This window comes from Paenibacillus solani (assembly GCF_001277345.1).
In the GTDB taxonomy this organism is placed as follows: Bacteria; Bacillota; Bacilli; order Paenibacillales; family Paenibacillaceae; genus Paenibacillus_AQ; species Paenibacillus_AQ solani.
The window spans coordinates 3,545,870-3,569,175 of sequence record NZ_LIUT01000001.1 but is presented as its reverse complement, the minus strand read 5'-3'; the positions used below and the strand labels follow the sequence as shown (position 1 = coordinate 3,569,175).

Here is a 23,306-nt window from a genome sequence, read left to right as displayed (position 1 = left end):
CTGGAGGTTATTGATTTGAAACTAGCATTAATTGGAGCAGGACAACGAGGCATGATCTATGCGAGGCAGGCTCATCAAAGTGATGAAATCTTCGCGGTGGTCGAGCCAGATGATGAGAGAAGAAAGGCGGCAGCAGACGAGTTCCGGATTCCGCCTGATCGACAATTTGCATCAGTTGATGAATTTTATCGTTTAGGGAACATTTGCGATGCCATCATCATCTCTTCCATGGATCGGGATCATTATGAGCAGACGATGGCAGCACTTGAGCTTGGCTATGATATTTTGCTCGAAAAGCCGATCTCTCCAAGTCCCGAAGAATGTATGAGAATCCAGGAAAAAGCCGATGAAAAAGGCCGTAAAGTGATTGTTTGCCATGTCCTGAGATACACGAATTTTTTTACGGAGATGAAGAAGATCATCGATAGCGGGGAGCTCGGAAAGGTCGTCACGATTCAGCATAACGAGAATATTGGCAATTTCCATATGGCCCATTCCTTTGTCAGGGGCAATTGGCGGAGAAGTGATCTTGCCAGTCCGATCATCATGCAGAAGTCCTGTCATGACATGGATATTTTATCTTGGTTGGTGGACAGCGGCGCCAAGCGAATCTCTTCCTACGGCGGCCTCGCATATTTCAAAGAGGAGAATGCGCCGGCCGGCAGCGCCGAACGATGCTTGGACTGCAAGGTCGCTCCAGATTGCCGGTTTGATGCAAGAAAAGCCTACTTGCCTATAAGAGGGCAATGGCCAGCTGCGGCCGTGTCTGCAGATCAAACAGAAGAAGGATTGCTGAAGGAGCTCGAAACGAGTCCTTACGGACGATGCGTGTATCGGGTGGACAACGATGTGTGTGATCATCAGGTAACCTTGATCGAGTTCAAGAACGGGGTGACGGCTACGTTTAACTTAAGTGGATTTACCAATAAAATGTACCGAACCATCAAAATCATGTGCGAGCATGGAGAAATTCGAGGCGATGATACTTTGAATGTCATTGAAGTCACTCGATTTAACTCCAATATGGCCGAATCCCAGCAGCACACCGTCATTCGGCCGGCTGCGATGGATGGTGGGCATAACGGCGGCGATACGGGGCTGATGATCGACTTTTTGGCGAATTTGAAGACCCCCGACTTCAGCAGCAGATCCTCAATTGAGATGTCGGTCGAGAGCCACATCATGGCCTACGCAGCAGAAGAGGCAAGAATGACCGGTACCGTGATCGATCTCGATGAGCTTAAAGCGAAGCTGCAGCAGAGCATTACAGCCTAATCGATTGTATAAAGGTGGTGAGGGTATGAGCTCCGTCGTTAAGGGGTTTCTCCATGAAATCAAGAAAAACCGAATTCTGTATCTCATGTGCGTGCCTGCACTGATCGTGCTAATCATGTTCGCGTACATCCCTTTTGCGGGAGTATGGATGGCATTTACCGATTTCAATGTGGTGGATGGAATCTTCGGCAGCAAGTTCGTGGGGCTGGACAATTTCAAATATTTCTTCTCGGCAAACAGCATGGGGTGGAAGGTAATATACAACACGCTGTACATCAACTTCTTCGGTCTCATCTTAGGGGTCGTCGTCCCGGTCAGCATTGCTGTCCTGCTTCATGAAATCCGGCATAAAACTTACAAAAAAATCGCCCAAAGCATGATGTTCTTTCCATACTTTCTGTCTTGGGTCGTCGTCGGGGCGATTCTGTACGGCATCTTTTCCACGGATGTGGGTGTTGCCAATAACATCCTGGAGTTCTTTGGAGCCGATCCGATCAGATGGTACTCGGAGCCGAAGTATTGGAAGTGGATCATCATCCTATCGAGCGTGTGGAAATGGAGCGGGTACAATTCCATAATCTATTTGGCGGCGATGTCCAATTTCGACGGAAGCTTGTACGAAGCGGCTAAAGTCGATGGAGCCAGCAAATTGCAGCGTGTTTTTTATCTTACCGTGCCTATGTTGAAACCGACAATCATCGTTTTGACCCTGCTGAGCGTGGGAAGAATCTTCTATGGTGACTTCGGTATGATTTACGGCATTGTCGGCAACAACCCGGTTCTGGCTGATGAGGTAACAGTCATCGATACATATGTATACCAGTCGATGCGGACGCTGGGCTTCTCATACTCGACGGCCATCGGACTGTTCCAGTCCTTGATGGGATTGATCCTGATCACGGTTGCCAACAAATCGGCCAAGAAAATAAATGATGGGGAGGGTCTGTTTTAATGTTGGGAAAGAATCGATTGCTCAGCGACAAGCTGGTTATCGCCTTTGCTTACGGTTTCGTCGGCTTATTCGCTCTCATTTGTCTATATCCTCTTGTTTTAACCTTAAGCGTATCCTTTTCATCAGAGCAGGCCGTCGCAAGAAGCGGCTATTCGATCCTCCCCTTGAGCCCCACTTGGGATACGTATAAATACATCTTCGTTAATAGCGGTATGAAAATATTAAAATCTTACGGCGTGACGATCTTCATTACGGTTGTAGGTACGACGGGCGCCTTGCTTATCACTAGTTTGATAGCGTTTTCATTATCAATCAAAAAGCTGAAATACCGTAACGTGCTGGCCTTTATCAGTAATTTTACGATTATTTTCTCGGCCGGGTTGATCCCATGGTACATGGTAAGCGTTAATTTCTACGGCTTGAAGGACAGCATTCTGGCCCTGATCCTGCCGTCCATCTTCAGCGTATGGAATATGTTTCTCATGCGCACGTACTTTTCCAACATCTCGACCGCGCTGTATGAAGCTGCCGAGATGGATGGCGCCAATTATTTTACGATCTATTGGAGAGTCGCTCTTCCATTAAGCAAGACCGCACTCCTTACGGTCGGATTAATGTATGCGCTTCAATATTGGAATGATTGGTGGCATGCACTGATCTTCATTCAGGAGCAGGATTTATTTCCGCTGCAATATTACCTATACAATATTTTGTCCAACGTCAATGCAATCAGCTCTGGACGCATTCCATCCGGAGCAGCGGGCAGCATTACTCTGCCTGCGGAGACCGTGAAGATGGCCGTCACGGTCATAACGATCGGACCGATCATATTCCTCTACCCCTTTGTGCAAAAATACTTTGTTCACGGGATTATGGCCGGTGCAGTCAAGGAATAGGCTGTGCATGGTTACTGCCGAATCAGGCTTTATATAGATGAACCATTTTATTAGGGGAGGGTCTTATATGAAGGCAAGGAAAATGATGCTGATCAGTTTGGTTCTACTGCTCACTTCGCTGTCGGTTTTGGCAGGGTGTGGCGGAAGCGAAGAGGGGAAAGAAGAGGCTAAGCTTGAAACCGTGAAGATTTTGTACCCTGGAGATCGAAGCGATCGTATGAACGAATTTCTCAAAAACGAATTCGCAGAGAAGATGGCAACCGATCTTGGGTTGAAGGTGGAGGTCGTATTCGTGCCGTGGGCCCAGTATTGGGAGCAGAAAGACATCATGCTGGCCGCGAATGAGTCGATCGATCTCTATTGGGACGGGCTTCCGGACCTTTCAACGATCGTGAACAAGAAGCAAGCGATGCCGCTGGATGATTTGATTCAGCAGCACGGTCAGGATATGCTGAAAGTGCTGCCGATGGAGCAGCTTCAAGGGGCAACGATTGATGGGAAGATTTACGGCATTCCATCGGCGTATGCGCCATCCTCTGCGATGTTTCAGTTAGTCGCTGTTCGTCAGGATATCCTGGAGGCCGTCGGAATGACGGAAGTAAAGACTACGGACGATTTGAAAGAGTTCGCAACGAGGGCAAAAGAGAAGTTTCCTGAAATGAAAGGGCCAGCCGATATTATATTTAAGCCATTGACACGATATTTTGCCGATGAGCAATATAACTGGATCGCCGTTGAAGACCTGGTCGTATTCGGAGAAGACAGCAAAAAAGCATACAGCTATTATGAAACCGGGGCTTTTCAGGAGGTCGCCAAGTTTAACCGCAGCATGTATGATGGGGGATTATATACGGAGGATCTGACGATTAAATATAACGAAAGAGACTCTCGCATGCAGACAGGGTTATACCTATGGGTGGAAGGATCCTTGGGTAAAGAAATGGAAATTATCGATGCCGTCAAAGCGAATGCCCCGGATGCCGAAATTAAAACGTATCTGTTGGCCGAGGATAAGCCTCGTTATATTACAGCGGCAGGTGGTGAGGTTCTGGGCATTCCGGTAAATGCACCAAATCCGGAAGGCGCCATGAAGTTTATCAACTGGATATACAAGTCGCAGGAAAATTACCTATTCGCCCTGTATGGCGTTGAAGGCAAGGATTACGAGATCGTGGACGGAAGAATCAAAAAGCTGTCTTCCAGCGAATTTTTCTATGAGTGGATGTTCCGGAATCAAAATTACCAATTGTTCGGTCCGGAAGTGGCCCAAGAGTCTATCGATCAGTATAAAAGCTGGGATACCAATGCGGTTAGATCCAACTCATTAGGATTCCGCTTCAATAACGAGAATGTGAAGCTCATCGAGACAGCCTTGAAGGAAGTGGCAGGTAAGGATATGGCCGCGATCCGTTCCGGTTTCGTGGATTTCGAAACAGAATATCCGAAGGCCGTCCAGAAGCTAAAGGCGGCAGGCATTGATGATTATGTTGCTGAGGTGCAGAAGCAGCTGGACGAGTTCTTGGCTGGTCAATAAAGATACATTATGGAAACAGGAAAAAGTCCTTGTATATTAAGGGCTTTTTCCTGTTTGTAGGGGGAGGGCTTTATGTGCGAAAAATCGAACAAACGCCGGATTGAGTGATGCGAAAGAGTTCACTTTGTGTGGCCAGACGACGTTCCGAAAACGCAAATTTTCAATAGCCCATTGAATGGCTGCTTTACCGTGAGAATCTCCAAGACCCAGCATGAGCGATATATAAATAGCCTCCGTAACTGATATTATCCCCTTTAAGTAGACAGCGTATAAAAAGCGCATTACCTTTAAAGAGCTATCACGATAGTATATGTACCTTAGTAAAACCTTATAGAATCAGGCTTCTTAACAAACGAACTTATTGTGCCGTAATACGTTTCCATCGCTGGCAGCGATGAGGTCAGGGGTTCGATCCCCCTAGGCTCCATACATGAAAACCCTTGATGCTATATCATCAAGGGTTTTTGCTTTTTCTAATAACTCATAAGTATTGTTCGAAAACGTCATTGGAGACGAAAATTGAGCATTATGGAGATGAGTAATCATTTTAGGTCATAAGAATTCCTCGGTATAGGCGAAAAGCCAGGTTCTTAAGGTCTAAAGTATCGGAAACATTGACCGGGCAGAATGTACCTGGAAATGACGCCATAGTGTGAGACAAATTAAAACACCTTCAAGATAATGCAATCATGTCGTAAGATATGGAGAAAACCTTGAGGTGTTTTTACATTGGCAACAAGAGTCAGTGTAAAGAAGAAAGCCAAAGAAATGAGATTGAAAAGGCATTCCAGTGATTGTGTTTGACTATGTAACCTTTAATGCAGATGGCAGAATACGATTTTGCTGAATATGCCCCTGATGGCATGCTTTTACAGCTCGGACTTTAACTGTTTCTCAAAGTCGGCGGTAGGCCATGGGAATGAACATTATTACCGGGGCTAACGATCAACACGGTTACCGAAGGGTTTCCATATGATATGTTTAACGGTGAGTACAATGCGGAAGCGGTTTATACGAGGATCATAATAAATCAAGGATAAAGCTATCAACTTACGAATGTGAGCACGAGATGGATACGCTGGAAAGTGACGGCAAGTCCAGTGACCGGATCGATTATGTGGTTTATTTACCGGATGAAACTGAGTACTCAAGAGGAATGATACGTCCAATAAACTTAGTGTTGTAGCAGGACGTACCGCAGTACTAACGATGGTAACGACGCCCCTTGTTACATTCGGCGTCACATACCGAACGCTTGTTTTGTACGGCCCGCAGAGGCAGTACCTTAGTCGGATAACCATTTATCCGGGAGATACTGGGAGCCTGAAGAGGCGTTATGTTTGTGTCTATATCGATGCCACACACATTGCGCTTAAAAGCGTGAAACGCTCTCTATAGAGGCCGTGGCTCTCCTTCCGAACCAGGGGGGAATAACCACGTTTACGGTTCTAAACCGCTTTGTATTATAGGGTTCACCATTACGGCGGATGATTAAACAAGTATGGTCGAATGTGTTTTGATACGAGGACTGGCGATTGTATCAGGACCAACTGCGTTAAAATATCGATTTAATGAAAAAAACTGTCGAATTATGGTGACTCGTTGCTATAATAGTCTTATATGGAACAAACGATGTAGTACCGGGCGGGGGATGGACACCAACCGATGCGGGACAGGCAGAGAAATATGCTGGCAAGCTGCTTTTATAAGCTCTTTGCAATGCGATGCATACAAGTGTTTTTTAAGCGAGTGTCCGTTTGGAAGCGCCTTCTCTATGACTGTCGTGTAATCGGACTAACCTTATGAATGTCAGGCTGATAATCGAAGGCATCATCATGTATGAAATCATAGAAATGATATTTCCATTGATAGCTTATATTGCGAGGAGCCTTTAACATGAGAACAAAAGATGATCATTGGATAGCCCGGAGTCGATGGTTTATGAGCAAGCCGTCCTTTTACCGGAAAATGATATGGATTGCTTTACTGTCATCGATTATTCCGGTTATGATTTTGGGAATATCCAGCTATATCATGACAATGAGGATGGTGGAGCGTGACGCCAGTCAGGATGTATCGCAAATTTTGAGCTATACTTCACAGACGATCGATTCGGGACTCGACCGTATCCAGGATAATTTGATTCAGATGCAGATGGGAAGCTTCTTCACCTCTGATTTTAAGGAGCAGAAGCATAGCAACTACGCGGGCTTCTATGCGAATGTATATCAAAATCTGGCGGCGTTTAAAAACGGGAATCCCCAGATCAAGGATATTTCTCTGTACACGCTGGACGAGAACTATTTTATATCTGCTACATATGGCGGTCACAAGGTGGTGGCAGAGGAAGAAAAGAAGGTAGCCCACCAGATGCTGAGCAACAAGCAGCAATTGTATTGGAAGGCGGGATATTCAATTAATGGGACAGACGCCAACGGCATAACGATTGTCAGTGCGGTCCCGCTGCATACCAATGATCCGATCGGCTTTATCCAAATTACGATGGATAACCGGATGTTCGAGTCTTTGGCCAAGCCATTTGTCAAATATGCCAATGAGCGGATGTACGTGCTGAACGATAAGGGTGAGCTGGTCTTCCAAATGAGCGACGCTTCGGTACCACAAGAACTGTACAAAATGATAACGGTTACAAATACAGAGCATCAAAAATTTATGTACCCTTTGGAAGGGAAGGAATACCTCGTCACAACGAAACTTTCCCCCGTGTACAATCTGCTGTACATCAACATGATCCCAACCGATGAATTGTATAGCAGCTCGCGCTGGATTGCCGGCATGACGCTGGTTCTGGTCGTGGCCGTTATTGTTGCAGGGACTGTCCTTGCATGGCTCGGAGCGAAGAGAGCCTACCGGCCGATCAAAAAACTGGTGTATCAGGTCAGCGGCAGCCATGCGGACGATATGGGCATGGATGAGATCAGCTATGTGAACAAGCGTTGGACCGAGATTAACAGCAAGGCGCTGGAGCTGGAAGGACAGCTGAATGAGCAGCTGCCCATTATCCGGGAAATTTTTGCCCTGCGGCTGATGGAAGGTCAGTTTACCCATGACCGTCACGAGCAGCTGGTTGCGCTGCTGCGCAGATACAGCATCCCTGAGCTGCAATCGGCGGTTGTATTTATCATTGCCTGCGACCAGTTTGCGGAAGAAGCCAAATTCCAGGAGTCCGATAAGGATCTGATTCTGTTTATTATGAAAAATATTACGTCCGAGATACTGGAGCAGCGGAAAATTCAGGGGATTGTAATCAATGCGTTGAACGATGAGGTGGTTGTCTGGCTCTGGACCGAGGAAGCAGAAACGGAGGCATGGGAGCACAATCTGCGGTCTGCTGTGGAAGAAGTGCGTCAGCAGATCGCTCATTACCTGCGCTCCCCCGTGACGATTGGCCTCAGCAGAAAGGCCGATCAGGTGGAAGAGCTGCCGGATTTGTACCGCGAGGCTCATCTCGCTATTCATTCGCGTATAATTCATGGCGGCAACCAGATTATCGAGAGCAAAGGCCTGACGAACTCTATGAACTACCGGTATCCGAGCGAGCTGGAGGCCCATTTCACCGATTCGCTTCAGGTTGGCAATTTTGACGAGGCCGAGCGCATGCTGCAGGCGTTCTCTGATAAAGTGAGGTCGGCTGTTCATAATCCCGAACTGATATTGATGTCCTATGACCAGCTGCTGTCAACGACACTTCGGACCGCTTATCTGATGGAGATCGATTCCGAGCTTGTGGTTGGCCGGCCGGTAGTGGACCTGTACAGCGAGATGAGAAGGTGCTCGACGATCCAGGAGCTGGACGACTGGTTCAAGCATGAAATTGTAGAGCCGATCATTATGTCGCTGAGCAATAAAAAGAATCAGGAGTATGAGCATCTCATTCAAAAGGTAACCCAATACATTGCCGAGCATTACCATCTGGACATTTCCCTGGACCAGTGCGCGCAGATTTGCAATTTAAGCCCCCCATATCTCAGCAAGCTGTTCAAACGAGTGATGGGTATTTCCTTCATTGAATATTTGACGCAGGTTCGGGTTGGCAAAGCAATGGAGCTGCTGGTGACGACGGACCTGCTGGTGAATGAAATAGCCGAGCAGGTCGGCTATAATCCTAAAAATTTCATTCGGGTGTTCAAAAAACAGACCGGGCTGCCTCCGGGCCAATATCGGGATGTGAACACAAAACAACGCTCATGCCAATAACGCTCATGCCGCAATAGACTTGCAAAAGAGGGGAACACTGCACCTCCCCGATTTTGCAAGTTTTTTTGTGCAAAAACGCAGGGTTCTTTTTTTAATTAACATCTCCTCACGACAGTTAAAAATTGAGGTGCCGCATGCGGAAAAGACTGCTGTATCAAGGGATTCACAATAATTGCTTAAGGGAGGGGAACCTTCAAAAGAATTGGTCATTGTCGGGGAAATCGCCGGCTTGCTAAGATGCAGACATGAAACGATTAGGCAAGTGAAGCTTCATGAACATGCAGGAGGTGGTGGTTACCTTGTCGCAATCCAATATCCAACAATCGATTTTGGCATCTGGTAGTGAGAGGGAACAAAAAGGAAAAAAGGCATCAAAACTGGAACGATTTAAAGTCGTGTTCGCCCGGGAGAAATATTTGTATTTGCTTGCACTGCCGGGGTTGCTCTTTTTCCTTATATTCAAGTATTTTCCGATATGGGGACTGGCGCTCGCCTTCCAAAACTATTCTCCATATTTGGGGTTCTGGGACAGTGAGTGGGTCGGTTTTAAACATTTCATTGATTTCTTTACCAATCCGGACTTTTTGCTTCTATTCCGAAACACGATGGCGATCAGCCTGATGAACATTTTCTTCTTCTTCCCTATTCCGATTGTGCTGTCATTGCTCATCAATGAAGTGCGGAGCATGAAGTTTAAGAAGACGGTTCAGACCATTATTTATTTGCCCCATTTCTTGTCATGGGTTATCATCGCTGGGATTTGTTTTATAATCCTGGGCCACGACGGTATTATCAATGAGATTATCGTGGCTTTCGGCGGTCAGCCGATTGGAATTCTGACGGAGCCGAATTATTTCTGGGGCTTGCTCACAGGGCAAAGCATCTGGAAGGAAGCCGGCTGGGGTACCATCATTTTTCTGGCAGCGCTCGCAGGGATCAACCAGGACCTGTATGAAGCGGCCCAGATTGATGGGGCCAACCGATGGAAGCAGATGATTAACGTTACGCTGCCGGGGATCAAAAGCACAATCATCGTTCTGCTGATCCTGAGACTCGGCCAGGTCATGGAAGTCGGGTTCGAGCAAGTGTACCTGATGATGAGCTCTCCCGTGTCGCACGTAGCGGATGTATTTGATACGTATGTGTACCGGACAGGAATTCAGAACGGCCGGTTCAGTTATGCAACAGTAGCAGGTATATTTAAATCGATTGTCGGTCTCCTGCTTGTTGTGATGGCCAATCGCCTGGCTAAGAAAATCGGCGAGGAGGGTCTTTACTAAATGCAGAAAACCTTTGGATATAAATTTACTAACGCGATCATTTATACCGTACTGGCGATTGTGGGATTAGTTACCCTGCTGCCATTCCTGTATGTCGTTATTGTATCGTTCACCGATCCGACGGAATATTTAAGCAAATCACTGATCATTATTCCGGAAAAATGGAGCATCAGCTCCTACAAGTACATTTTGTCGACGGAAATGTTCTTGCGCTCCCTAGGAGTCAGCGCCTTTCTGGCTATTGTGGGCTCGGCCATCAGCATCATCGTTACGAGTGCGCTTTCATATGCACTGTCACGCAAACGGTTTTTCGGGAAGAAATTTTTCCTGCTGGCCATTCTGATGACGATGCTCTTCAACCCCGGCATGATTCCGAACTTCTTGCTGGTGGAGAGCCTTGGGCTGATTGATACAATCTGGTCGCTCATTCTGCCAGCCATCACCAGTGCCTGGTATGTATTCCTGATGAAGAACTTTTATCAAGAGCTGCCGGACGAGCTGGAGGAAGCGGCAAAAATCGACGGCTCGAACGATATCGGGGTGTTCTTAAGAATTATGCTTCCGATCTCGCTGCCGGCCATCGCTGCCTTTGGCCTGTTCTTCGCCGTCGGCTTCTGGAATACGTACTTTAACGGGGTTCTGTACATTAATTCCGAGGAGCTGCGTCCGATGCAGGTCGTGCTCCAGATGATGCTCATCTCCGCATCCACCAACGTGGCTGATCCGTCTGTTGCCGCCATGCTGCAGAGCGAGCAGATTCTTCCGCCGGAGACGATCAAGATGGCAGCCGTTGTAGTGGCATCACTGCCGATCATCATGGTCTATCCATTCTTGCAGAAGTACTTTGTCAAGGGTATGCTGGTGGGTTCCGTGAAGGGTTAAAACCTTCCGGGATCCCCCTTACTATAGCTTCATAAATTATAAAGGGAGGGTCTTTACGAATGAAAAAACGAAGCTGGGTCACCAGGTTATTCGCAATAACGCTTACACTAACACTAACCCTGGTAGGTTGCTCCAAAGGGGGAGAGACGACAAACACTGCTGATACGGGAGCAGCAGGAGGCGACAAGCCTACGGAGATCACCATCGGCACCATGACCTACGGTGAATCGCCAAGCAATGATCTGGACAGCATCAAGCAGTTGAACGAAGAGCTGAACGTCAAGCTCGACATTGATTTCTATCCGATTAATAGCTACAAGGAGAAGGTAAACGCATTACTGGCCTCCAAGAGCCTGCCGGATGTTATCTTGATTGAAGACATTAACGATCCAGTATTCTCCACCGCAACCGAGCAGGGAGCGTTCTGGGATCTGACACCATATATCAAGGACTATCCGAACCTGTCCGCTTACCCGGAAAATACGTATGAAAATACGAAGTTTCAGGGCAAAACCTACGGCATTCCGCGTGTCCGCCCATTGGACGGCCATGAATCCCTCATCATCCGCGAGGATTGGCTGAAGCAGGTTGGCATGGAAGCTCCAACAACGATGGATGAGCTTTATAAAGTATTGGAAGCCTTTACAAAAAATGATCCGGATCAGAACGGAAAGAACGACACTTATGGTCTTGCACAAGCAAGTGTAAGCTCTTACCTGATGTCGATGTTCGGTGCGGGAACGAACTGGAAAGAGCAGGCTGACGGCTCGCTTCTTCCATACTGGATAACAGAGGAAGCCAAAACGGCGCTTGAGTTTTGGAACAAAGCCTATGTAGACGGCTTGATCACGCCGGACCTGCCGGTCATGAAGTCCAGCCAGGTCAAAGAAATGTTGATCCAGGGTAAAGCGGGCATGGCGATTGCCAACGTCAACGAAGCCTTTATGTTTGGCCAGGAATTGAAAAAGGTCAACGCGAATGCCGAGCTGAAAGCATACGAAATTCCTAGCGCTCCGGACGGCAACAAATATCATGATCAGGCGTACGGCTCCTATGGCGTATTCCTGATCAATAAATTAACGGTTGACGAAGCGAAGCTGAAGAAAATTCTTGAGGTTTACGACAAAACCGCTTCTGTTGAGGGTTACAATCTGGTTACTTACGGCGTCAAGGACGTGCACTACACGATTTCCGAGGACGGCTCCATCGTACAGACTGAAGAAGGCAAGAACAAGGCATATGGAACGGCTACGACTGCACAATGGATCTCCGGCTATTTCAACAAGTATCAGCGTGCGGAAGCACCGGATATGCCGGCCGACGTGAAGGATTACAACTACAAGCTGATCGATGCCATCGCCAATTCCTCCGTGGCTAACCCTGCTGCAGGCTTGCCTGTGACTCAGGCTTGGATGGAAAAGGGCGCCGACTGGCAGAAGAAATTCGTGGATATGTTCACGAACGTGCTGATCGGCAAGTCCAGCATGGCGGATTGGGATAACTTCATTAACGGTTTGAAAGCAGATTCGAGCTTTCAGCAGCATTTGAAAGATACAACAAACAGCTACAAAGCCAAGTAATGAAATAATGATCTGGAAGCACCCCGGTAAATTCGAATAGCACACTCGAGTTTGCCGGGTTTTTATTATACCGCTCAAGGAGGAGATCAAGTGGAAACAATCTATTCGGCGGACCAGATGGAAACGAGACTGGTCAGCTCGCTGGTCAAAGTGTTTGCGGATGAGGAACTGCATGCGCCCGTTCATCCCTCCGGTTCTGCTTTGCGCGGCGAAACCTATTCTTTTCAGGTAGCTTACCGCTCCAAGGTGCATATGAGATCGCTGCAGGTTCAAGCGGAGTCCGAGCTGCTGCCGGACCTATCTATTCGAACCGTGGAATTATCCCCTGCGAATTTCGTCAACTATCATGATGCGGATGATTTTGTGCTACGTTCCACACCGGGATTGTACCCTGACCCGCTGTTTCCGCTGGATGCTGCGCGCGGATTGACGGGGTACCCGCATCAATGGCGTGCGCTTTGGGTCGCTGTGGAGGTTCCTGAGCAGGCTGCGGCAGGCTCGTATGATATTGCCATCAAGATCAGCGACAGCCAAGGAAATCTGTTGGGAGAAGAAACGTTCAAGCTGGAAGTGATCGCGGCGGAACTTCCGGAACAGAGGCTGCTGCACACCGAGTGGTTCCATGTGGATTGCTTGTCGACCTATTATAAGACGGACGTATTCAGCGAACGGCACTGGGAGCTGATTGAGCAGTATATCGAAACAGCAGTCAAGCATGGCATGAATATGATTCTGACCCCGCTCTTTACGCCTCCGCTGGATACCGAAATCGGAGGAGAACGCCCGACGGTTCAGCTGGTGGATGTGAAACGGACGTCGGGAACCTATCGGTTTTCTTTTGAACGGCTGAAGCGCTGGATCGAGGTATGTAACCGCACAGGCGTGAAATATTTGGAGTTCTCCCACCTGTTTACGCAGTGGGGGGCAAAACATGCGCCGAAAATTATGGCTGACGTGGACGGCCGGCACATCCAGCTGTTCGGATGGGAAACGGACTCCAGGGACCCGGAATATACCGCATTTGTCACGGGATTTTTGCAGGAGCTTGTGCAATTCATTAAGGACAACTCACTGACGGACCGGGTGTTTTTCCACGTATCGGACGAGCCGAAGCCGGAGGATCTGGACACCTATCGAACCGCCAGCGAGCTGGTGAAGCCGATTCTGAAGGATTTTCCGATTATCGACGCTTTGTCGGACTTTGAGTTCTACAAGAGCGGGTTGATCGAGCAACCGATACCGGCCAGCAATGACATCCAACCATTTTTGGACAACGGGATTGAAGGGCTGTGGACGTACTACTGTTGTGCCCAATATAAGCTTGTATCCAACCGCTTCTTCCATATGCCATCCTCGCGCAACCGCGTGCTGGGCATGCAGCTTTACAAGCTGAATTTGAAGGGCTTTTTGCACTGGGGATATAACTTTTGGTACGCACAGTTCTCGAAATATGCAATCAACCCGTTCCAGGTGACGGATGCCGGCGGGGGATTTCCGGCAGGCGACCCGTTCCTGGTCTATCCTGGCGAGGAAGGGCCGATTGAATCGATCCGGCTGGAAGTGCTGGCCGAAGCGCTGCAGGATCTGCGGGCGCTTGAGTTGCTGGAGCGGAAGTTGGGTAGAGAAGCAGTCGTTGCGATGCTTGAAGAGGGGCTGGAGGAAGAAATCACGTTAACCGTTTATCCGCAGGAGACCGAATGGTATATCCAAAAGCGGGAGCAAATCAATACCATGATTCGTGACAGCATGATGAAGGCGTAAGCGCAGTTTGGATCAAAAGCTATCACTGATCATGAGCAGAAGGGGCGAATATCGATGACATCATTCATGATACAAGGGGATCAATTCGTAATGGACTGCCAGCCGATCCGGCTGCTGTCCGGAGCTATACATTACTTCCGCATCGTGCCGGAATATTGGAAGGACCGCCTGCTCAAGCTGAAGGCTTGCGGCTTCAACACGGTGGAAACCTACGTGGCCTGGAATATGCATGAGCCGAAGGAAGGGCAGTTCAATTTCACCGGGATGGCCGATATCGTCAAGTTCATAGAGACGGCGGCGGAGGTCGGACTATATGTCATTGTCCGTCCGAGCCCGTACATCTGCGCGGAATGGGAGTTTGGCGGAATGCCCGCATGGTTGCTGGCGGATGAAAGCATACGCCTGCGGTGCTACGACCCGAAATTCCTGGCGAAGGTCGATGCTTATTATGATGTGCTGCTGCCGAAGCTGAAGCCGCTGCTATGTACGAATGGCGGTCCGATCATTGCCATGCAGGTGGAGAATGAATACGGAAGCTACGGCAATGACCTTAAATATCTCGAATATTTGAAGGACGGCATGATTGCCCGCGGGATAGACGTCCTGCTGTTTACGTCTGACGGCCCTGAGGATTTCATGCTGCAGGGCGGCATGATTCCAGGCGTGCTGGAGACGGTGAACTTCGGTTCGCGGGCGGAGGAGGCCTTCGAGAGCCTTAAGCAGGTGCAGCCAGATAAACCGCTGATGTGCATGGAGTACTGGAACGGCTGGTTCGACCACTGGAACAAGCCGCATCATACGCGCGATGCCCAGGATGCGGCGAACGTGTTTGAAGATATGTTGAATGCCGGCGGTTCCGTCAATTTCTACATGTTCCACGGCGGCACGAACTTCGGATTTTACAACGGGGCCAACAACCACGGGACATATGAGCCGACGGTAACCAGCTACGACTATGACAGCCCGCTGACCGAATGGGGAGATATTACCGAAAAATTTGTGCTCATAAAGGAGACGATCGAGCGGCATTTTGATGTAGAACCGATGCCGCTCCCGGAGCCCGTCCGCAAGCAAAGCTACGGTTCCGTAGAGTTGAAGCCGATTGCCCCGCTTTTTGATGTGCTGTCCGTTCTCTCCGAGCCTGTTCAGCGGACTTGCCCGGAGCCGATGGAAAAGCTGGGCCAGGATTACGGCTTTATTCTGTATACGACACAAATTTCCGGTCCCAGGAAGCAGTGCTCGCTGGAGCTTCAGGAGGTGCATGACCGGGCGCTAGTATTCGTTAATGGCGAATACAAAGGGGCCGTTGAGCGCTGGGACCCGAAACCTATCGAGTTTCAGGTTCCGGAAGGCGGGGCAGAACTGCGCATTTTGGTCGAAAATATGGGCCGTATCAACTATGGCCCTTACTTAAAGGACTACAAGGGAATCACCGAGGGCGCCAGACTGGGCTTCCAGTTCTTGTTTGACTGGACTATCCATACGCTGCCGCTGGATAACATCGGCTTGCTGAATAAACGAACTGTCGACCAGCCGGCAGAGGGGGAGCGTCCGTCGGAAGGACCTGTTTTCTATAAAGGCAGCTTCCATATCGCGGACGAGGCTGATATTGCCGATACCTTCCTGAAGCTTGAGGGATGGACCAAAGGCGTTGCGTACGTGAACGGCTTCAACCTGGGACGCTATTGGGAGGCCGGTCCGCAAAAGTCGCTGTACGTACCCGCTCCGCTGCTGCGGGCGGGCGATAACGAAATTGTTTTATTTGAGCTTCACGGAACTTCACAACAGCAGATTACGCTTCAGGATCACGCAGAATTAGAGTAGGACTACTATACTTAGCTTCAGACGAAAAGGAGCGCGATTATGGATATCGAAAAGAAACAGATATCAATCATAGTAGTATTCTGTATGACGATTCAGCTGGTTTTTGCGGGGTTGCCCATATTTAATGGGCAAGCCTACGCGAGCACGCAGACGGATCCAGCGGCGAATATGGTCGTTAACGGCGGATTCGAGAACGGGGCGTTGACGCCGCATGCGGACTGGACGGGCGGCAAGCCCGAGGACTGGAGCGTTTGGAAGCCGACGCCGGGCGGACAGGTGTCCGTTACGGAGTCCGTCTTTCACAGCGGCACCCGCGCAGTAGAGATCAGGCACGATACGACTGCGAGAACAGCGGTATCGCTGAGTCCGCTGGCGCCTGTCACGCCGGGGCAATCGTATACAATGCAGTTCTGGCTGAAAACGGACAATGTACAGCCTGCTGATGTCAGCAAAGGCGTGAACATTCGTACACAGTTCTGTGCGGAAAGCGGCACCAAGATCCAGGATGGACCGAGCATTCCTTTTGTGAAAGGAACTAGTGACTGGACGCTGTATGAGTTGAACATCCAGATTCCCAACGATGCCAAGGTTACAAGATTCAAAATTGAAGCGCTGCTGGAGACGGGCACGGGAACCTTCTGGATGGATGATGTTTCCCTAGTTCCAGAGAAAGGCCTCATTGCGCTGGATATCTCTCCGAAATCGGCCAACACGAAAAAAGGCGAAACCTTGCAATTGACGCCGATTGCTACACCGGCAGGCGAGCCGCTCGACGGCTTGGCCTGGAGCTCTTCCAATCCCGCTTTGGCTTCCGTTCAGAACGGATTGGTCACTGCGGTCGATCACGGATCGACAGATATTGAAGTCCGTACCAACGACGGGAAACACTCCGCGCTGAGCCGGATCTATGTGGAATCGGAAGCCCAATTGCAGGCATATGATCTGGTCCGGCAGAAGTGGGCGTCCAAGCTGGCCGGCGGCTCCGGCATCGACCGGAATGATCCCGATGTCGCTGCAAACTTGGAGGCACTGGTGAAGCGAATGACGAATCCGGAAAAAACGGGCAGATGGGATACGATGAACAAGGCAGCTGATCCGGACGCTCTGTGGCCTGGTGTGATCAGCAAAACCCAGAACGATTCGTGGCGCATTTCGTGGGCCTACGGCATTATCCGCGATCTCTCGCTAGCCTATTCCATCGAGGGCTCATCGCTTTACAAAAACGAAGAGTTGAAGCAGGATATCGTGCGTGCCATGGACTGGATGTACCGGCACCATTACAACCCGGGCAAAAACATAACCGGCAACTGGTGGGACTGGGAAATCGGCACGCCCCAGGAGATCATGAACATCTTGTCCCTCATGTATGACGCGATTCCACCGGCGATGCTGGATCAATATATGGTCGTGATCGACAGGTTCGTTCCCGATCCGAAAAAACGCGTAGCCAATTCGGCGGCCGTTGAAACGGGAGCGAATCTGCTCGACAAGGCCTTGGTGGTTACCTTGCGGGGCATTGTCGGCAAGCAGGAAGCCAAAGTGCTCCAAGGCAGAGTTGCCATCAATAATGAATTTTTGTACGTGAAGCAGGGGGACGGGCTCTATGAGGACGGCTCTCTCGTACAGCATAAAAACATAGCCTACACCGGCGGCTACGGAGCCGTCCTGCTCGGACGCATGGCGGATTTGTTCTTCCTATCCGAAGGCTCGCCATGGCCGATCACCGATCCGAACGCGGGCGATGTCTACAACTGGGTGGAAGACTCCTTTGAGCCGCTGATCTACAAAGGGGCCATCATGGATTCGGTGAAGGGACGCAGCATATCCCGGGCTACCGATTCGGACCATATCACCGGGCGCACGATCATCATGACGCTGCTCCGGCTTGCGGAGTCCGCACCGGCCGATCAGGCGGCAAGAATCAAAAGCATGGTGAAGGAATGGGCGCTGACGGACAAGACGTTCGACAACTACTATACCGGATTGCCGCTCTATGAGCTGAACCTGTTAAAGAAACTGATGCAGGATCAGAGCATTGCCCGGCGGGGCGAACTGGTTCATACCCAGATGTTCGCAGGCATGGACCGCGCCGTTCAGCTCCGACCGGAGTTCGGACTCGGCATCAGCATGTTCTCGGACCGCATCTCGGCTTTTGAATACGGCAATGGCGAGAACAAAAAGGGCTGGTATACCGGCATCGGCATGACAAGCCTGTACAACAATGATCTGAAGCAATTCAGCAATCAGTATTGGCCTACGGTTGACAGCTACCGATTGCCGGGCACGACGACGGACGGCTCCTATAAGGCTCCGGCGGAATGGGGTTATTACATGAACCCTAAAGATTGGGTCGGCGGGTCGGTTCTGGATCATTACTATGGAGCCGTGGGCATGGAATTTTCATTGTCCGGCAGTACGGGAAGCCCGCTGCAGGGCAAAAAGTCGTGGTTCCTGTTTGACGACGAGATGGTGGCGGTCGGATCGGACATTGCTAATACATCCGCCAATCTGACGGAAACGATCGTTGAAAACCGGCAATTAACGGACACGGGGACGAATCGTCTTATCGTGGATGGCCGGGAAATGCCGTCCCAGCTTGGCTGGCAAGACAAGCTGGCCAATGTGAAGTGGGTCCACCTGGAAGGAAACGTGGCGGGCTCGGATATCGGGTACGTCTTCCCGTCCGGGCAAGAAGTGGCAGGCAAGCGTGAAGCCCGCAGCGGTTCCTGGCGGGACATCAACACCAGCGGACCGACGGATGTCATTACCCGCAACTATTTGAGTCTGGCTGTTGAGCATGGCGTCTGGCCTCAAGCAGGGACATACGAGTATGTGCTGCTGCCTGGCAAGACACCGGAGCAAACGGCGGCGTATGCCGTGAACCCGGACATTCAGGTGCTGGCGGCGAGCGAGCGGGTTCATGCCGTCAAGGAACTGAAGCATAACGTAACCGGCATGAACTTCTGGAAGGCCGGTGCCTTCCAGCATGTGAAGACCGACAAACCAGTCTCGCTGATGCTGAAGGAAAGCGGCGATCTGCTGACGGTGTCGGTGGCCGAGCCGACGCAGAAGCAAGGCACCGTTATTGTGGATATCGGCAAGCTCGGTTTCGAAGTCATGTCAAAAGATCCGAGTGTAACCGTGATGCAGACATTCCCTTATACCCGCCTCGCGATTGATACGCAGAGCACGGCCGGGAAGACGCATGCCATTACGCTGAAGATCGACCCGAACCAGACGATCAGCATGGAAGGCTCGGAACCAGCGGCTGGCGAGGTTGTCAACTTGCCTGTAGCGGAGGATACCTTCGTCCGTGACGGCAGCTTTGCCGGAACGAATCAGGGGAACAAAACGTTTCTGGAGGTCCGCGAAGCCGGTGGCGGCTATACCCAGCGTTCATTCCTCAAGTTTGACCTGAGCGGGATTGCAGGGGAAGTGGAGTCCGCCCGTCTGAAGGTGCACGGAGCGATCAACGACAATAAAGCGACGGATACGACGACAGCTGTCATTCGTGCCCATCGGGTCCAGGACGACAGCTGGAAAGAGATGGAGATGCTGTGGGGCTCTCAGCCCCGCTATGAAGAGGCCATCGCTTCGATGACCATCGGTAAACAGCAGAAATGGCATGAACTCGATGTGACGGCTCAGGTCCGGGCAGAGGCAGCAGGGGATAAAACGCTGAGCGTGGCCCTGATCGAGCAGCCGCGAAATGCTAAAGCTTGGAATACGCAAATCAAAAGCAAGGAGCAAGGCCTGCAGGCACCTTATCTGGAGGTCAAACTGAAAGGAGCGCCTGCCGTCGTCGTAACGAAAGTGGCTGTTACACCTGCAAGCGTCAGGATGAAGCAAGGCGAGCAGGTCACGTTCACGGCAGCAGTCAAGCCGGAAAACGCGCATAATACTCAAACTGTATGGTCTGTGAAGGCGGCTGACCAGAGCTTGGCTTCACTGCAAGCGGCTGGCGGCCAAGCGGTTGTAACGGGGTTGCAGCCGGGTACGGTGGAGTTGACGGCTACAGCTGTGGACGGCGGGGTTCAGGCGTCCGCAACGATTGTGATTGAAGCGGCGGCTGGCGTTCCGGGACTGGATCCGGATCCAAACCCAAACCCAAACCCAAACCCAAACCCAAACCCAAACCCAAACCCAAACCCAAACCCAAACCCAAACCCGAGCCCAGGCCCGGGCTCAGGCTTGGATCCTGGGCCAGCACCAACACCTTCGCCATATCCCGCACCACAGCCTCCTGCGGATTCCAATGCGGCCAAGGTGCAGGGATTGCTTGGCAATAACGTTGCGATTGTTAGTACAGAAGCTCAGTTTAAGGCGGGCCATATCCGCGTTGCGGTTAAGGGCGAAACATCGCAGCTCCGGCTAACGCTTGCGGCCGTATCCGGTCTGCTGGCATGGAATAGCAACGCAGCTCTTGAGATAGAAGGGCAAGGCTTTTCCTTCACGCTTCCTCTTAAAACGCTGGCTCAGCTTCAAGGCGGGCAGTCCGTAACACTGGGGCTTGCAGCACCTTCAGCAGCAGAAGCAGCCGCGGTCACGGATAAGGCGAACCAACTGGGCGCTTCGGTGATCCAGGTCGCCAAACAAGCTGTCACTGAAGCATTACCGCAGCCAGGTGCATTGGCCCAGCGGCTGGATACAGGCAAGCTGGCCATGAATTTGCATGTAAATACAGCCGTGAAGCCCAGTCAGCTTGCCGTCGTCCGCTATGATAAGGAGCGCGGTACGCTGGTGCCTGTGCTGGCGCAATGGAAGGCAGCGGATAACGGAGCAGAAGCCAGTTTCCAGGGCTTACCGGGCGAGACGTACCTTGCCATGCAATACGAGAAGACGTTCCCGGACATGGAGCAGCACTGGGCTAAGCAGGATGCTGAATATCTTGCTTCGGGGCTGATAATACAGGGCAGGACTACGGAGCTGTTTGAGCCGAGTGCCGGTCACCCGTGCCGAAGCGGCTGCCATTCTGGGCCGTATGCTGAATCTGATGAATGGATAGATGGAAAGGAGTAAGGACATGTGGAAACAGGCAATTGAGAATGCAATGATCAAAGTCAAAAACAACGTGGAGCGTTTCGGAGATCGCTTCCCGCATGTCAGTGTCAACGGAAAGTATGAGTTAAACAACAATGAGGATTGGACAAACGGCTTCTGGAGCGGCATGCTCTGGCTGTGCTACCAGTACTCCGGCGATGAGGCTTACCGTGAGGCTGCACGCCTCACGGTGCAAAGCTTCAAACGGCGAATGGAGCAGCATATTGTACTTGACCATCACGATATCGGCTTTCTTTATTCGCTGTCCTCCAAAGCGCAGTGGATCGTGGAGCGCGATGAGGAAGCAAGGCAGCTGACGCTGCAGGCGGCCGATGTGCTGATGCGCCGCTGGCGGGAAAAAGGGCAGTACATCCAGGCATGGGGGCTGCCGGACGATCCACAACATGGGGGACGCATGATCATCGATTGCCTATTGAATCTGCCGCTGCTGTTCTGGGCTTACGAGCAAACCGGGGATGACCGTTACCGGCAAGTCGCCGTCCGGCAGGCGGATCAAAGCCGCCGCTATCTCGTTCGGGGCGATGACAGCTCTTATCATACCTTTGTGTTTAATACGGAAACGGGCGAGCCGCTTGGTGGGGCGACGCATCAAGGTTATACCAACGGCTCGACCTGGGCCCGCGGCCAGGCATGGGGAGTGTACGGGTTTACACTTGCTTATCGTTATACCGGGGACAAACTGTACCTAGATACGTCCAAGCGCATGGCAGCCTATTTTCTGGAACAGCTGCCGGAGGATCATGTGGCTTATTGGGACTTCAGTGCTCCGATTGATACGGCGACCTACCGGGACAGCTCGGCCTCTACCATCGTGGTAGCCGGGTTGATCGAGTTGCTGGAACATATGGATGCGGAAGATCCTCAGCTCGCCGGGTTTGAAGAGAAGATGAAGCTGTCCATGACCTCGCTTGTGCAGAACTATTCCACGATGGACGAGCCAGAGGCTGAAGGGCTGCTGAAGCACGGGTCCTATTATGTGCGCGGCAATTTGGCTCCCGATGATTTCATGATCTGGGGCGATTATTACTATCTTGAAGCGCTGATGCGTATGGATAAAGGAATTAAAGGATACTGGTACGAGTAAAGGGACAACACATTATAAAGCTTGCTGAATCTGGAGACGAAAGCGTTACAGCCGGTCAGGACCTCCTTGACGGAAGGGGATGAAGGGTCGGTCTGTGCTGCCCTTCATCTCTATTCCATGAGAAAAAATAAGATTAATCATCTCGTTTGTGAGGAGGGGGTATTTGTATATCACCCTCCATTTTTTCGTGGGTAATAGCATATTCTACTAATAAATATCAACGAAGTAAGACCAAAAAATGATTATAAAAAAAGAATGGATTAATTGTCGATATTATAAAAATTATTATTTTATAGCATTTTATGTATATTGTGGAATCCAGATACTGGTGATATACTCGTAGCAAATATACAGGCAATGCTACTGAAAAGTACAACCTCGACTTCGTCCGGGTTGTACTTTTTTTGTTTTATTTTTTCATCAATGAGGTGATAGGGATTTAATCTTGAAGCGCTATACCATAGGTACAAACAAAATTGGGCGTTTGTTTATCCATCATCCGGTGTCGTTTATCTTCGGCTGCGTACAATGAAGAATGATGTGGACAGGGCCCAAGTATGCTATGGAGATAAATACGATTGGTACAAAACGGAAAGAAAAGCAGAGATACACAAACATCTGTCCGACACGTTGTTTGATTATTGGGAGGTTAAAGTTAAGCCGCAGTTTGGCAGGCTGAGCTATCGCTTCCTGCTTCAGTCGGGGGATGACCGTATTTATTACGCAGAGCGTTGGTGCCAAGAGACACCAGCAGATTACGATTACGGTAATTTTGAATTTCCGTACGTGAATGAAGCTGACATTATACGCCCGCCAACATGGGTTCGAGATGCCGTATTTTATCAGGTATTTCCTGATCGATTCGCTAATGGTGACCCGTTGAATGATCCGATGGATAAGGAGAGAGACAAATGGGGAAATATTACTTTGTAGTGGGGGAGTTCATCATGATGAAGACT

The 23,306-nt window shown here is 50.3% G+C and carries 12 protein-coding genes and 1 pseudogene; all 13 read left to right on the top strand.

Annotated elements, in window-relative coordinates:
- Positions 1–15 precede the first annotated feature (15 nt).
- Positions 16–1,275 (top strand): Gfo/Idh/MocA family protein, encoded by a 1,260-nt coding sequence (locus AM231_RS16400; protein ID WP_054403465.1) that lies wholly within the window; start codon positions 16–18, stop codon positions 1,273–1,275.
- 25 nt (positions 1,276–1,300) lie between these two features.
- Positions 1,301–2,227, top strand: a complete 927-nt coding sequence (locus tag AM231_RS16395; RefSeq protein WP_054403464.1) for an ABC transporter permease — start codon at positions 1,301–1,303, stop codon at positions 2,225–2,227.
- A complete protein-coding gene (locus tag AM231_RS16390; RefSeq protein ID WP_054403463.1) occupies positions 2,227–3,123 on the top strand; it encodes a carbohydrate ABC transporter permease in 897 nt (298 codons plus the stop codon). Before AM231_RS16395 ends, AM231_RS16390 begins: the two co-directional genes overlap by 1 nt.
- Before the next feature lie 67 nt (positions 3,124–3,190).
- Positions 3,191–4,657: an ABC transporter substrate-binding protein gene (locus tag AM231_RS16385; RefSeq protein WP_054403462.1), complete on the top strand. Its 1,467-nt coding sequence runs from the start codon at positions 3,191–3,193 to the stop codon at positions 4,655–4,657.
- 1,896 nt (positions 4,658–6,553) lie between these two features.
- Positions 6,554–8,875, top strand: a complete 2,322-nt coding sequence (locus tag AM231_RS16380; protein ID WP_054403461.1) for a helix-turn-helix domain-containing protein — start codon at positions 6,554–6,556, stop codon at positions 8,873–8,875.
- A 272-nt stretch (positions 8,876–9,147) separates the two neighbouring features.
- Entirely contained in the window at positions 9,148–10,155 is a 1,008-nt protein-coding gene (locus AM231_RS16375) for an ABC transporter permease (protein ID WP_054403460.1), read from the top strand.
- Entirely contained in the window at positions 10,156–11,037 is an 882-nt protein-coding gene (locus AM231_RS16370; RefSeq protein WP_053492031.1) for a carbohydrate ABC transporter permease, read from the top strand.
- A 59-nt stretch (positions 11,038–11,096) separates the two neighbouring features.
- Positions 11,097–12,617, top strand: coding sequence for an extracellular solute-binding protein (locus AM231_RS16365; RefSeq protein ID WP_054403459.1), 1,521 nt, complete (start codon positions 11,097–11,099; stop codon positions 12,615–12,617).
- 117 nt (positions 12,618–12,734) lie between these two features.
- A complete protein-coding gene (locus AM231_RS16360) occupies positions 12,735–14,378 on the top strand; it encodes a DUF4091 domain-containing protein (RefSeq protein WP_054403685.1) in 1,644 nt (547 codons plus the stop codon).
- 54 nt (positions 14,379–14,432) lie between these two features.
- Entirely contained in the window at positions 14,433–16,202 is a 1,770-nt protein-coding gene (locus tag AM231_RS16355; protein WP_054403458.1) for a glycoside hydrolase family 35 protein, read from the top strand.
- Positions 16,203–16,286: 84 nt separating this feature from the next.
- A complete protein-coding gene (locus AM231_RS29110; RefSeq protein ID WP_207383584.1) occupies positions 16,287–21,221 on the top strand; it encodes a polysaccharide lyase family 8 super-sandwich domain-containing protein in 4,935 nt (1,644 codons plus the stop codon).
- 4 nt (positions 21,222–21,225) lie between these two features.
- Positions 21,226–22,347 carry a glycoside hydrolase family 88 protein gene (locus AM231_RS16345; RefSeq protein ID WP_054403457.1) on the top strand — a complete coding sequence of 374 codons (1,122 nt, stop codon included), beginning with the start codon at positions 21,226–21,228 and terminating at the stop codon, positions 22,345–22,347.
- A gap of 456 nt (positions 22,348–22,803) precedes the next feature.
- Positions 22,804–23,280: pseudogene (locus AM231_RS16340) on the top strand (alpha amylase N-terminal ig-like domain-containing protein); the annotation flags it as partial.
- Between the last annotated feature and the right edge of the window lie 26 nt (positions 23,281–23,306).